This window comes from Nostoc sp. FACHB-888 (assembly GCF_014696655.1).
GTDB lineage: Bacteria > Cyanobacteriota > Cyanobacteriia > Cyanobacteriales > Nostocaceae > Nostoc.
In genome coordinates this window covers 1-14,265 of sequence record NZ_JACJQM010000048.1, presented here as the reverse complement: position 1 = coordinate 14,265, position 14,265 = coordinate 1, and the positions used below count along the sequence as shown (strand labels likewise).

The 14,265-nt window shown below is 39.7% G+C and carries 11 protein-coding genes and 2 pseudogenes; 9 read left to right on the top strand and 4 right to left on the bottom strand.

Annotated features, from left to right (window positions below; translation table 11 throughout):
• Window positions 1-275 precede the first annotated feature (275 nt).
• A complete protein-coding gene (locus H6G26_RS24295; protein WP_190731961.1) occupies window positions 276-1,013 on the top strand; it encodes a hypothetical protein in 738 nt (245 codons plus the stop codon).
• A 136-nt stretch (window positions 1,014-1,149) separates the two neighbouring features.
• Here H6G26_RS24295 and H6G26_RS24290 read toward each other — a convergent pair whose 3' ends face one another.
• On the bottom strand, window positions 1,150-1,641 hold the full coding sequence (locus H6G26_RS24290; RefSeq protein ID WP_190731959.1) for a hypothetical protein: 492 nt from the start codon (window positions 1,639-1,641) through the stop codon (window positions 1,150-1,152).
• A gap of 115 nt (window positions 1,642-1,756) precedes the next feature.
• Complete coding sequence (locus H6G26_RS24285; protein ID WP_190731957.1) at window positions 1,757-2,944, bottom strand: AGE family epimerase/isomerase; 1,188 nt, start codon at window positions 2,942-2,944, stop codon at window positions 1,757-1,759.
• 187 nt (window positions 2,945-3,131) lie between these two features.
• Here H6G26_RS24285 and H6G26_RS24280 point away from each other — a divergent pair, with 187 nt between their 5' ends.
• From H6G26_RS24280 to H6G26_RS24255, 6 genes and pseudogenes are all read left to right on the top strand, one after another.
• Window positions 3,132-4,010, top strand: coding sequence for an aspartoacylase (locus H6G26_RS24280; RefSeq protein ID WP_190731955.1), 879 nt, complete (start codon window positions 3,132-3,134; stop codon window positions 4,008-4,010).
• A gap of 816 nt (window positions 4,011-4,826) precedes the next feature.
• Entirely contained in the window at window positions 4,827-5,858 is a 1,032-nt protein-coding gene (locus H6G26_RS24275) for an iron ABC transporter permease (protein WP_190731952.1), read from the top strand.
• Window positions 5,855-6,895, top strand: a complete 1,041-nt coding sequence (locus tag H6G26_RS24270; protein ID WP_190731950.1) for an iron ABC transporter permease — start codon at window positions 5,855-5,857, stop codon at window positions 6,893-6,895. Before H6G26_RS24275 ends, H6G26_RS24270 begins: the two co-directional genes overlap by 4 nt.
• Before the next feature lie 91 nt (window positions 6,896-6,986).
• Complete coding sequence (locus tag H6G26_RS24265) at window positions 6,987-7,790, top strand: ABC transporter ATP-binding protein (RefSeq protein WP_190731948.1); 804 nt, start codon at window positions 6,987-6,989, stop codon at window positions 7,788-7,790.
• A 47-nt stretch (window positions 7,791-7,837) separates the two neighbouring features.
• Window positions 7,838-8,034, top strand: a pseudogene (locus H6G26_RS24260) (TonB-dependent receptor); the annotation flags it as partial.
• A 169-nt stretch (window positions 8,035-8,203) separates the two neighbouring features.
• Window positions 8,204-8,485 (top strand): ABC transporter substrate-binding protein, encoded by a 282-nt coding sequence (locus H6G26_RS24255; protein WP_190731946.1) that lies wholly within the window; start codon window positions 8,204-8,206, stop codon window positions 8,483-8,485.
• Window positions 8,486-8,570: 85 nt separating this feature from the next.
• Here H6G26_RS24255 and H6G26_RS24250 read toward each other — a convergent pair whose 3' ends face one another.
• Entirely contained in the window at window positions 8,571-10,787 is a 2,217-nt protein-coding gene (locus tag H6G26_RS24250) for a hypothetical protein (RefSeq protein WP_190731944.1), read from the bottom strand.
• Between the two features lie 525 nt (window positions 10,788-11,312).
• Here H6G26_RS24250 and H6G26_RS24245 point away from each other — a divergent pair.
• Both H6G26_RS24245 and H6G26_RS24240 read left to right on the top strand, forming a co-directional pair.
• Window positions 11,313-12,482: a glycosyltransferase gene (locus H6G26_RS24245; protein WP_190731942.1), complete on the top strand. Its 1,170-nt coding sequence runs from the start codon at window positions 11,313-11,315 to the stop codon at window positions 12,480-12,482.
• Between the two features lie 212 nt (window positions 12,483-12,694).
• Window positions 12,695-13,834 carry a glycosyltransferase family 4 protein gene (locus H6G26_RS24240; RefSeq protein ID WP_190731940.1) on the top strand — a complete coding sequence of 380 codons (1,140 nt, stop codon included), beginning with the start codon at window positions 12,695-12,697 and terminating at the stop codon, window positions 13,832-13,834.
• 143 nt (window positions 13,835-13,977) lie between these two features.
• Here the strand turns inward: H6G26_RS24240 and H6G26_RS24235 are convergent.
• Window positions 13,978-14,265: pseudogene (locus H6G26_RS24235) on the bottom strand (hypothetical protein); the annotation flags it as partial.

Below are 14,265 nucleotides of genomic sequence, written 5' to 3'. Positions count from 1 at the left end.
GATGGTCAGCCGCTACACATCTATGTATGCAATACTCTGATTTCTAAATGCTTCTTCAATATATTTCAGTTTACAGTGATCTGGATCACACCACTTTGTGAGTTAAAATAAGTAATATCAAGCAGATAAGCACCCAAAAACTGTTAAAAAGAGGGGCAAAAAGGCTTAAGCTACAAAATAAAAAAATAGATGGTACCTTTATAATCGCTAAACTCAGCAGTTTTTAATACTTACCAACCAAGTCATCTAAAAAAATTAGAAAAAGGTAAATGGTAATGTTCGACCTATTACTGAAAAATCAATTAAGTGCTCCAAAAAAAGTAAAATTTAAAAATGAAATTTTTGCAAGAGTTCAAGGCCGAAATTTAAAAGATTTAAATGACGAGATAGATTTTTATAAAACTGAATTACTTCCCTATTTTATCAAGTTGAGCCAACATAATCCTGTTTTCAGCGTTACGGAACAATTACGGCTTTTAGTGGGTGTTTGGACACCAATCTGGTCTACTATATCGTTTCATGAGAGTTTACCGCAAAGAATACAAGAGCAGTCCTTCCAAATTTTCCAGCAAGATGGTTATTGTGGCAGTGTAGCTCGGTATATAATAGGAAAAGAGCCGGATTCTCAGAATTTTCAATCAAGATTACCAGCTTATGATTTCATGTTGATCCAAAAATATGAAGTTCAAAATGGTAGATGGTATCTTCATAACATTGATAGGTTTCAGGCTTTTGAAAATAGAGAAATTCCTCTAACTTTAGAATCAGTGTATAACTGGTTTAATAATAAAATAAACACTAAAGTCAGACTGAATACGCCAAAATTGAATTTGACTAAAGCTCTACAATTAGAAAATTTAGAGGCAAATCATGCTAATGAACTTAAAAAAACATCCTTAGTAACTTCTCAAGTCTTTGAGCATTTATATATAGATAATGACTTGCGACTTGTGAAAACTCAAACAGATGCCTCACATTTACCTAGTTATACAATTGCTGTGAAGAGGCAATAAAAATGGTTCTTCAGTACTTGTTATGCCAAACTAATAAAAAGAATGCCAATTTAATAAACATCCTCTTAAGGAGACACAAGAGCATCACTCACAAAACAATAGAGACAAACTCTGTATCTATATACAAAAAACCCGTTTACTTTTTGTACACTCTGACTAACAGTGTCGCCTTTGGTTGATTGGGATTAGTTAGGTTTAATCTATAAGCCCTTGTTAATATATCTTCAGCTTTCTCGCCTCTGACTGTAACTATATAAGTTCCTGGGTGAGACGCATCTCTTTCAACTTTTTCAATTACCTTGTCTTGAATCATCGACAGGGATTTCAATCTTTGTGGTAGCCGATCATTAGGTTTCCAAAGGCATAAGACACCTGTAGAGTTAGGAAATTTTAGTAATTGTAGAGCGTATTTTTGATTATTAACTTTAAAAGGAGATGTCAGCAATATTCTAGCTTGATTTTGTGGTGGTATTTTTTGAAATACTGCTTGTGTTCTCTCGTGACGATGGCAGTTTCTATCAATAATTGGTTCCCCAGCTAACGCAGGTTTTAAGAATGTTGGTATACTGGCAGTGTAAAAACTTAAACTTGTTAAAGCTAAAGCAAGAACTTTAGAAAAATTAAGCATAATTAAAATTCTAATTTTCGGTTTCTGTTTCAGAAATGATTGAGTATTATACAATGGCACTGATTTCACGTTTACTTGTAGATTAAACTGACTGCGTTGTTTACTGCCGCAGGTATCACAATGCCTCAAATTGCTGCCAACAAAGGTACAATGCACGCGGTACGTGAAAACATCCTTTCCATTTGCCACCTTTGAGGTTCAATAATACTTCTCCACGGCGATTGAGATAGCCAAACCACTCACCGCATTCTGAATCAGCAAAATGTGACCAGGTGTAATCGTGCATTTTTTGGTACCATTCCCAACACACCTCACGCCCACTCAGGCGATAGCCCATCGTTAATGCAACCAAAGATTCTAGGTGAACCCACCACAGCTTTTGATCCCATTCCAATTGTTGTGGAGGATGACCATCTGCATCCATAAAGTAATACAATCCGCCGTACTCGCTATCCCAAGCAAAATTTAGGATATTTAGCACCACATCAAGGGCTTGGTTAATAGTTTTGGTGTTGTTTTGGCGACGTGCGATGTCCATGATGAACCACATCGCTTCGATACCGTGACCGGGATTAATCACCCGTCCCTCAAAAGAATCTATGTGGGAACCGTCAGGGGCAACGTTTTCGTACATTAGTCCCCGTTCGTGGTCGAGAAAATCGGTCATCACTTCGCGGACTGTCTCAGCTAAGACATTCTCTAGTGTTTCCTTTGGCAGCAACCATTCCATTTCTAGAGTCAGGTTGGCTAAAATCATCGGTACAGCCAACGATTTCATAGGGCGTGTGCCAAGATAGGTTTTATTATATTTGCCCTTCGGGTTATCTTTGCGGCGTAAAACGTTGTTGTAAGCCTGCATCGCTACATCTTTTGCCCATTCTTCGCCGCTTGCGAGTGCATATTTACTAAATGCCATCGCTGCAAAGCAATCAGAGAAGATGTTGTAAGGCTCAACCAGTGGTTTCCCTTCACGGGTGAGGGCAAAGTACCAGTTACCGTCACTATCTCTGCCATGTTGGGCGAGAAAATTAGCGCCATTGCTGGCAACTTTTAACCAGTTTTCGCGTTTTTCTAGCTGGTTGTAAAGCATCGAAAAAGTCCACACCTGGCGGTTTTGCAGCCAGATGAATTTGTCTGTGTCATAAATTTTGCCGTAGCGATCAAGGCAGGTAAAATAGCCGCCTTGCTGCCAATCGAGAGAATATTTTTCCCAAAATGGGAGGACATCGTTGAGGAGAGCGTTTTTGTAAAGTTCAGCGTAGGCGTAGCCCGCCGGAGGCATCGCTTTAAAATCATACTCCATAATTTTCCTCCCCTTTTGTTCTAAGACCAACAGCGTAACAGTTATCAGTTACCAACTATTAATCAATTTTCTCAAATTTACAACATTGAACCCGCTTTTAAAAACAGAGTTTACCCGGTTTTTCATTCCCAAAGGTCTGGTGGAAGGTTTACGCTTATTTGGTAAGGCTTTGAGATATGAGGTTGTTATGAGTCACATTGAACGAGTTGCGATCGTTGGAGGTAACCACGGTAATGAGTTAACAGGAGTACATCTAGTCAAAAGGTTTCAGCAGTATCCAAATCTAATCAATAGATCAAGTTTTGAAACTTTGGCATTACTTGGCAATCTCAAAGCTATTGAAGAAGGTAAACGATACATTGACAAGGATTTAAATCGTTGCTTCACTAATCAAGGCTTACAAAATACCCAACTCTCCAGTTATGAAGATACGCGGGCGAGAGCAATCCAACAGATGCTGCAACCGCAAAATCAGCCATTTGTAGACGTAATTGTTGATTTACACAGTACAACTGCCAATATGGGGTTAAGTCTGATTTTTTGCGATATGCATCCTTTCTTACTTCGGTTAGGTGCTTATTTAAGTTCTATCAATCCGATGGTAAAGGTTTTTATTAATCCACAATCTAAAGAAGGTGGTTTTCTCCGTTCTTTGTGCGAATTAGGTTTTGTCATAGAAGTTGGTGCCGTGGCTCAGAATATCTTAAACGCCGAATTATTTCAGCAAACAGAGCAGCTTGTTTATGCAATTTTAGACTATTTGGAAGGTTGCAACCAAGGTAATATTCCGCAGACCAAAAGCACGCTTACATTCTATAAATATATTGAAACAATTGATTATCCTAGAAGCAATCACCAAGAGATTAAAGCTATGATTCATCCCCAGCTTCAGTTTAGAGATTATGAGCCTCTGAATCCAGGTGATCCAATGTTTCTGACTTTTACAGGACAAGATATTTTCTACGAGGGAGCGTCTACTGTTTATCCTATTTTTATTAATGAAGCAGCTTATTACGAGAAAGGAATTGCCATGTATCTCACTCAAAAACAACAAGAGGTAGTTTAAGACATTTCTTTGGTAGCGTAGCCCTAATTTTAGTCTTAATTTATCTCATACCAAATTAAGACAAATAAAGTGTGAAATTATGAAACATGATTATCCTCTAAGCTTCACGCTTATGCTTAATTAGTGCTAATAGCAACGGCAATGGTAATTCTTATGCCGATGGTCATAGTTTCTGAAGTCATGACAATATAGAGTACTATAAACATCCCCAATGGTAATTTCTGTGTCGATTCTGATACCGCGTTTTCAGAGCAACTACATTTATGTATGGGATCTTCTTCCCTGCCCCTTTCCCCTTTTTTGACAAAAAGAATTGATTGGAACTAACCCAAAAACACCAATTAGGAATTTATACTCGTCAGTCGAATTACTTGATAATATAGATTCTCGATAAAATAAACCTGGTAAGGGACAAAACCCACATCAGTAGTGCTTATATCATAACTGCACAACAAACTTGAGAAAACAAATCACTTTTAACCTCAGCTAATAATCAGCGATCGCACATACGATTTCCTTTCTTTGAATGGACAATATGCTTACCTAGTAACCATTCCATGTAATTTATCTGTGCAAATTAAAAGTTTCTTCAGCTTAGTCTCTCTTTTTTTTACGCAATGAGTTGAAAAAATGTTGCAATAAGTTTAAAGTAATATTCTGATTTTCTATGCAACATCTAGAATATAACAAGCCAAAATTGGTATATTAAGTTACCTATTTGCGGTTCAATAGCTGAAAATTTGCTCAAATTATCAAAAAAGATTATTAATTTTATGGTTGAGAAACAGTTAACTATTGACACAGCACAAAAATAGAATGACAAAAGCTTCCATAATGTCACCTAGAGGATGGAAAAAGCCCGAATTATCACCCTTAGCTGGCCTGGTTTTGGGGCTGGTTATTCTGTCGATTTGCTTGGTATATAGTGTGACTCTAGGCGCAGCAGAAATACCCCTAGACAAGATTTTGGCATCCTTTGTAACCTTTGATGGTTCCTATGATCACTTAGTTATCCAGACTGTGAGATTACCGCGATCGCTCATTGGTATCCTTGTAGGCGCAGCTTTAGCTGTTGCAGGAGCTTTAATGCAAGGTTTGACACGCAACCCTTTGGCAGACCCAGGCATTTTAGGTATTGAGGCGGGTGCAACACTGGCTGTTGTTGGAACAATTTTTGCTTTTGGCAACTTGCCTTTGAGTGTTTTAACCATTGTGGCCTTCTTGGGTACAGCAACTACAGCAATTTTAGTCTACTTTCTAGGTTCCTTGGGACGGGGAGGGCTTACACCCCTGAATTTGACAGTAGCAGGCGCAGCACTCATGGCACTTATCTCCTCCTTAACTACTGCTATTCTCATTGTCAGTCAAAAAACATTAGATGAAATTAGATTTTGGTTAGCTGGTTCACTGGCTGGTCGCGATATCAACATACTTTTACAGGTACTACCTTTTGTCAGCGTCGGATTATTAGTTGCTTTTGCCCTTGGTAGACAAATTACTACCATGAGTCTCGGTGAAGATGTAGCAAAAGGTTTAGGTCAACAAACAGCTTGGATAAAAATCATTACAGGCATCAGCGTAGTTTTACTGGTTGGAAGTTCAGTATCTCTGGCAGGGCCAATCGGCTTTATTGGTTTAGTAGTTCCGCACATTGTGAAATTTTTCATTAAAGCTGATTACTGTTGGATTTTGCCTTATTCCGCAGTTGTGGGGGCAATTTTAATCTTAATTGCAGATATTGCTGCGCGTGTATTACTCAAACCGCAAGAACTACCTGTAGGTGTAATGACCGCACTTGTAGGCGCTCCCTTCTTTGTATATCTAGCTAAGTCAAAGGTGAAAAAATGAAAGTTGATTGGCTAGTCATCCGTTCCGAAGCGATATCTTTTCGCATAGACCGACGTGTACCACTCATGCTGCTTTGTTTAGCAGCAGTGATTGCAGTGGCAATGGTGATGAATGTAGGACGGGGTGAATACCCAATCTCGCCCTTAGATATTGTCAAAACTGTATTAGGGTTAGATACAGGCAACCGGGATCATGCTTTTGTGATTCACAATCTGCGTCTACCCCGTACCCTTGTAGCTTTTATGGTGGGAGTAGCACTGGCTATTTCTGGTACTATTTTCCAAGGACTAACAGGCAACCCCTTAGCTGACCCTGCTATTATTGGCATCAATGCTGGGGCAAGTCTAGCAGCCGTTACAGTAATTGTACTATTCCCTTCAGCCCCAATTTACACCTTATCTTTATCAGCCTTTGCTGGTGCTTTGTTGATGGCTAGTTTAATTTATTGGCTGGCTTGGAACAATGGTAGTTCTCCTCTTCTATTTATTTTGATGGGTATTGGCTTAGATGCGATCGCCAGTGCAATAACCAGATTGTTGATTACCTTTGGGGAAATTTATGATGTCAGCAATGCTCTGGTATGGTTGGCAGGCAGTGTCTATGGGCGTACCTGGGAGCAAGTCTTTTCATTGTTACCCTGGTTAATTGTTTTTGTGCCTATGGCGTTGACATTAGCAAGACATTTGAATGCCTTGAATTTGGGAGATGATGTTGCCAAAGGTTTAGGTAGTCGTGTGGAATGGCAGCGTGGTTTACTTGTGCTAGTGGGTGTAGCCTTAGCAGGTGCAGGAGTCGCCACCGCCGGCATGATTAGCTTTGTTGGTTTAATTGCACCCCATTTAGGAAAACAGTTAGTAGGCACAAATCATGAAGGTTTGATTCCTATCTCGGCATTGTTGGGGGGAATGATTGTTGTGATGGCAGACTTGCTAGGAAGAACGCTGTTTGCACCTATCGAACTGCCCTGTGGAGTTGTCACTGCTGCGATCGGCGCTCCTTATTTTCTGTATTTGTTAATTCGTAACCGCAAAAAATAAGCGACTGAGGGCTTGGTAAAAATAATACTTTATCAACCAAAATATCAGGTTTTCATAAATCCAAAATCCAAAATGTAAAATGGGAGCAACTATGAAAGGACTATCAACCAAGGGTCTGTCTTTAGCTTACGATGGTGTACCAATTATCCGTGACTTGAATTTAGCAATTCCCACTGGAAAAATTAGTGCTTTAGTTGGTGGTAATGGGTGTGGTAAATCAACCTTATTAAGAGGTCTGGCTAGACTGCTTAAACCTCATGTCGGTACGGTATATCTAGATGGGGAATCTATTTTTCAGCTTTCCACCAAAGAAGTAGCACAGCAGTTGGGTATTTTACCCCAAGGGCCAGTAGCACCAGAAGGTCTAACAGTACGAGATTTGGTAGCACAAGGGCGTTATCCTTATCAAAATTGGTTGCAGCAATGGTCAGCAAAAGATGAAAAAATTGTCCAACAGGCGCTAGAGATTACAGATTTGTTGAAGTTGGCAGATAGAGCCTTAGATACTTTGTCTGGTGGACAACGACAACGAGCTTGGATTGCAATGGCTTTAGCACAGGATACAGATATTTTGTTGTTGGATGAGCCGACTACTTTTTTGGATTTGGCGCATCAAATAGAGGTTCTAGATTTATTGTATGAATTGAACCAAACTCAGGGACGGACTATTGTGATGGTCTTACATGACTTGAATCAAGCTTGCCGTTATGCTGATTATTTGGTTGCTGTCAAAGAAGGTCGGATTTTTGCGGCTGGTGAACCCAAACAAGCGATGACGGAAGAGATGGTGCAGGAAGTCTTTGGGTTGGAGTGTCGTGTTGTTGCTGACCCCGTTGTGGGTACACCGATGTGTGTACCGATAGGACGTAAAGCAAGAAGAAGGAGTCCTATTTAATTTCTTAACTTACTTGTCAACAAAGGCAAATGGAAATACTAACACCTAGCCTCTGGACAACCTATGAGTTTCAAAATAGCGATTTGAAGGGTTTGGGATTTGGTCTGGGGCTGTTTATGTGGGTACGCGATCGGGAGATTCAGTTAACTCCTTTGAAATACCCGATTACTTGCGTACTGATGCGGCAATTTACTACCGTAGAGATGGTTTTAAGACTGGTATCAATATCCGTAATCTATTTGATATATTAAGCTTGAAGGTGTGGGAGTGATGGTGAATTTTTTACAACTAGGGCGGTTAGGAAGACAAGAAGCTGCAAAGCAGGCTTGGGAACGCTATTATCAGCGAGTTGAAGAACTCAAAGCAGCTTTAGGCGATCGCGCTACAAGCACAAGGAAATTTCTCTTATCTTCTTGGCTCCCGGCGCGATATTTAGCGAAGCTAAAAACTCATTTCCCGATTCTATTCTTAAGGATGTGGGGCTGCAACGTTCCAAAGCACAAGATATTATTGTACCTCATACCCAGCTTTACATTTCTATAGAAGAATTAGAGAAAGCTGACGGTGATATTTTATTCGTGGGAACCTTGAGTAATGATGATCAAAAGTCTCTTGATAAACTCAAGCAAAACCCACTTTGGAAAAAGCTTCGAGCCGTTCAACAAAATCATGTTTACTCCATAGATTACATATAAATGCCGTTATTGATGATTTATTTAAATATTTAGTTAATACACCCTAAACTGATCCTAAAGGGCTAGGACTAACGATATAAAATGCTTACCCCGCCAGCCGATACACAATGACTTTTCCTTTCCAATTTTCTTCCACAAATACTAGATACTCACCATTTGAACGCCGAAAAGCGCGGATACCGTAGGGTATATCAATCCAGCCACTTTCGCCGCCAACTTCTGGGCCTGGTTTTAACTGTTGTACTTGCGCTCCCGTTTTGGCATTATAGACATATACCTCTGCGGTTTTGACTGTCACGGCAAATACATAGTCTCCCGCCACACTCATGGCCGCGGTAGACACTTCACGTTTGCCAGTGGTGTCGTAGGGAATTACAATTCGCCAACGAGGAGTCCGATTTCCTTTATTCCAATTGTCAAAACGGGCAATCTCAGATCCAGCAACTCCAGCATCGTCACCGAATGCAGGGTGATCTACAGTGAAGCCTGACAAATACATAGTATCTGTTTCGGGGAAATATTCGATCCGCCGCAAGTCGTTAAATATGTTGGGAGTAGTTTGCTTCTCCATCGAACTATAGCTGTAGATGGGGTTGCCTTTAGCATCTATTCCCTGTAGAGGATAGTGTCGAATGCCATCTTCTGTTCGCAAAGCTTTCCAAACATCTCCTTTGCTGTCTACCCACCAGCCGCCGATATAAGGATAATCTTTGCTGATATCATATTCGTTCTTTTCAAATTTGCCATTACCATTGCGATCGCGCCAGATCCATTCTCCTTGTTTTGGTTGATGCGGTGGCCAATTTCCCTTGATAAATGGTTTATCTGCGCTATTAGTACCGACAAACATTCCGGCTGGTATGGCAATTTTGCCATCTGTGTCTGGATTAAAACGATATATTTGCAGAAAGCTGTTATACATATCTGTGAGAAACAAAAACGGCTTCCCTTGGATGCGGCGGACAAAGGTTCCATCTGGCGATGTATGCAGTCGGGGATCTTGAGGATATTTGAAAGCATTTAAGGTGTAAGCTTTGTAAGTCCATTGCTTACCAGCAGGCTTACTGTAATCCATCAGATAGTGTTCTTGTTTGGTGAATACATCTACACCATCAGTTTTAGGATCAGCATCTGCATTATCGACGAATATTAATCCTAGCGATCGCCACATTAGTTTTCCCGATGGCGAAAATTTCCGCAAATCTGTTCCCGATTTGTTGAAACCATTACTATTTATATAGATATTGCCGGAAGCATCTGTACCAACTCCGGTAAGTCCGTAAAGTTTCAAATCTCGAACTTCACCCGGAACTCCTGCATAGATACCGCCTTTACAGCCAAAACTACCCGTCTGCACTGGCTTATCTTTGATGTCATAAATCAACATTTGCTGACGCGGCCCATTTTCTGCGACTAACAGCTTACCTTGATGATTAATTGCGATCGCAGTTGGTGCAATGATATCTGCAATCTCTTGGGGTAATTGCTTTCCACTCTGCGAATAATGGAGAATCTTGGCAGGCTTACCAGCATTTTTGCTTTGAATAATCCACAGATTTTTTTGTGGATCAATAGTTATTGCTCCCGGATTAGCAACGGTAAAGCTGCGGAGTTCCTTCATCGTATCAGTATCATAGACACGAATCTGGTTAGCAGCAAAATCACTCACATACAACTCATTACCCACAGTTGCTAATCCAGTGACTTCACTTTTAGTACTAGTAATTAACATACTTTTATCCCAGCCACGCCCTTCAGGAAAAGGTGCTGGTTTTCCTGACAAGTCATAGCGTCTAACGCAATGCCAAGTTGTTCCTTCAGGGGGGTAGTCTTCATTTGTTTTACCCCGCGATCCCTGAGTCATGGCAATGTAAATATATTTACTATTTGCTGTTACAGCTTTGCCACCGCCACGACTCCAGCCGTGAGTATCCCCAAGGGCACCAATAACCTTACCATCCTTATATATTCCTGCCTCCATTCCAGCCTCATCCCAATGGCTGTTGGTGTAGACTGTGCCATCAGGGGCAACATACATTGCTTCGATATTGTTTTGTACCCGCAAATTTCCACTGCCAATCGTATTACCTATCCACGATGTTTTATAGGTAAGTGTGGATGTTCCAGTTGTCGCCCAGTCTGTTGTAATTCCAATGGTAGTAACAATCACTCCAACAGTCAGGCTAAGTAAAAAGTTAAAAGTTTTGCTTTTTTGTAAATATCTAATATTTAATATTTTTTTGATATACCGATTGAGTTTATGACGGAGTTTTCGTAACTGCGCCAGAAATTTATTTTTCATGTATTTTTTAGGCTTTTAATTATTTATCTACAGCCATTTCCTATAAAATCCGCAATAAAAATAACTATTGTTAAGTAGTTAAGATACTCGCTAACCCTGAATACGATAAGTAGGAACTTATTTTACATAAGCTTTACAAAGCTCACCTTATTCTTTAAATTATTAGCTAATATCTTTAAAAGACTATTCAAGTATTAATATTTACTTATAATTCAAATAAAACAGTAATAAGGTATACAAAATTCTTCTGTATTCATTGCTTAATAGCGGCTTTTGTCTTTCCCTGCATAGCATTTACTTCCTTAATTGGTAGGTATAATATATATCTATCTCGGTATTATCTAGTTAATAAAAACACAACAATTCTTTATTGACGTTGGCATATAAATAGTTTATAAATTGGTGTTCTATAAAAAAGTTTTATTGCTAATGTGTATTCGGAAACTCTAGTGATTCAGGTTTAGAAACAGATATAGACGCGCACGGCTGTGCGCCTATTTTAATATATTTATAGGAAATACATCAGTGGAAAAAAAATCAGAAAATTTCTCTTCATCATCTGCATCTATTCTCACCCTGGGATTAGGCTGGTTTCCTAAAAGTCCCGGAGGACTAGAAAGGTATATTTATGAACTAACTCATAAATTAGCAGCAAATCAAGACCAGGTTGAATTATGCGGAGTCGGTCTACCAGAGGCTGAAATAAATTCGCCGATTAAGCTGACTAATTTGGCTTCTGTTGATAGTGCTATTTGGCAAAGATTATGGTCGATTCGCAGTAATTTTCAGAAAACAAGAACAAGCAAACCAGATGCTATTAATCTGCACTTTGCATTATATAGCTTTCCTCTTTTAGATATTTTACCCAAGGGAGTACCAGTTACTTTTAACTTTCATGGCCCTTGGGCTTCTGAGAGTCAGCAAGAGGTAGTTAATAAAAATCTCAGTCTTTTGATCAAGCACTGGCTAATAGAAAAAAATACTTATAATCGCTGCGATCGCTTCATTGTTTTGAGCAAAGCATTTGGTAAAATTTTACATGATAAATATCAAGTACCGTGGAGCAAAATTAATATTATCCCTGGTGGAGTTGATATTAACTGGTTTCAGCCAAATTTATCACCCCAGGAGGCTTGTATAAAACTAGGCTGGCCTAGTAATCGCCGGATAATATTTACATCCCGCCGCTTAGTACATCGAACCGGTGTTGACAAATTATTGCAAGCACTGGCTATAATTAAGCCCAGGATACCAGATGTTTGGCTAGCGATCGCAGGTCGTGGTCACATCCAAGCTGCACTACAACAACAGGCTATAGAATTAGGGCTAGCCGACAACGTTAAATTTTTAGGTTTTCTACCTGATGAGCAATTGCCCATAGCTTATCAAGCTGCTGAATTAACTCTCATGCCTAGCCAATCTTTTGAAGGATTTGGATTAGTAATAATCGAGTCTTTAGCCTGCGGTACTCCTGTTTTATGTACCCCAGTTGGGGGAATGCCAGAAATTTTATCGGAGTTTACACCCGATTTAATTACTACTTCACCAGAAGCCTCAGCTATTGCTGAAAAATTAGAGCAAGCACTATTGGGAGATATTCCTATACCTTCACGAGAAGCCTGTCGCCAGTACGCTAAAACGCACTATGACTGGAATCAAATCGCCCAAGAAGTACGGAAAATTTTATTAGCTTAAACAAGTGATTGTAATAGCTGACTTTTTAAGTTATGTGGAAAAATCCACCAAAAACCTAACCCCCTTCCCGTGTCGGGAAGGGGGAAAATTCAAAGTCTCTCTCCTAAAAGGAGAGAGATTTAGAAAGAGGTTTTTCACATACCGTGAAAAGTTAGATTCTAATAGATATTAGGGGCACTATGCGGGTCAAAATTAGATAAAGTAGAGGTTTTATGAGAATTTTTTTCTTAGATCAAAGTGGTAAACCAGGCGGTGCCGAATTATGTTTAATAGATATTGCTAAACCATATGGCGATCGCGCTTTGGTCGGTTTATTTGCAGATGGCCTATTTAAAGATTTACTACAACAAAATCATATCCCCGTGGAAGTTCTCGCAACTCAAGCAATCCAAGTTCGTAAAGAAAGCAGTTTAGTACAAGGATTAAAGAGTCTGGGACAACTTGCGCCTTTAATTATTAAGGTAGTTAAAAAAGCACGTGAATACGATTTAATCTATGCCAACACCCAAAAAGCATTAGTTGTCGGAGCATTAGCAAGTTTTTTTAGTCGCCGCCCTCTGGTTTATCATTTACATGATATTCTTTCCATAGAGCATTTTAGCCAAACTAATCTTCGTATTGCTGTTAATTTAGCTAATCGTTTTGCATCATTAGTAATTGCTAATTCTCAAGCTAGTAAAACAGCCTTTGTACAAGCGGGAGGACGCACAGATATTATCGAAGTTGTCTATAACGGCTTTGATTCAAAAAAATATCAAACTGATGAGTCTGATATTAATAAGTTACAGCAACAGTTAGGATTGCAAGGAAAGTTTGTAGTTGGACACTTTAGCCGTCTTGCACCTTGGAAAGGGCAGCATATTTTAATTGATGCCCTTGCCAAATGTCCGCCAGAGGTGACAGCGGTTTTAGTGGGTGATGCACTATTTGGCGAACAAGATTATGTCCAAAAGTTAGACCAACAAGTTGCTGAACTGGGATTAGAAAACCGCGTCAAATTTTTAGGATTTCGTTCTGATATTCCCCAGTTAATGGCAGCCTGTGATTTAGTGACACATACCTCTACTTCCCCAGAACCCTTTGGTAGAGTGATTGTTGAGGCGATGCTATGTGGAAAACCTGTAGTTGCGGCAAAAGCTGGAGGTGCAATAGAATTAGTAGAACATGGACTTAATGGTTTTCTAGTGACACCAGGAGAACCCCAAGAACTTGCACAAGTAATTATCACCTGTCTTCAGGAGACGGAAATAACTGCAACTATAGCCAATAATGCCAGAACTACAGCTAGTGGGCGTTTTGATGTTGCAATTATTAATCAGCAAATTGCCCAACTGCTGTCTCACAGATTATAAATGCTTGGTTAATCTACAATCACCGATTTTGTTTGGATAATCCCAGGGAAGAGGCAGGGAGAAAATTGCAAATTCTTCTCCCCAATTCTCCCCGCTCCCTGCTCCCTTGCCTCTTTTTCAAGTCTTGGGGTTTATGGGTATGATTACAAACCAACTAATTCACGAGATTCTAAATCAGAGAGTTGTTGAGCGATCGCTAATCTTGCTTCCAACTTAGCTACACTAAACTGGTTACGCAGATATTCTAAATGACCAATCGCATTTGCTTTATCGATAGTTAATCGAATTTGGGTGTCTATTGCCATTTGATATTCCTGATTCACAAGCAGCACTTCAAAGCGACGAGCCTTGCGTTGAGCATCATTTTTCAAATCTATCTCAAAAGCAGCGACACGATCAGCATTGCCTTCAAATCGGTTAATTTGGTGCTG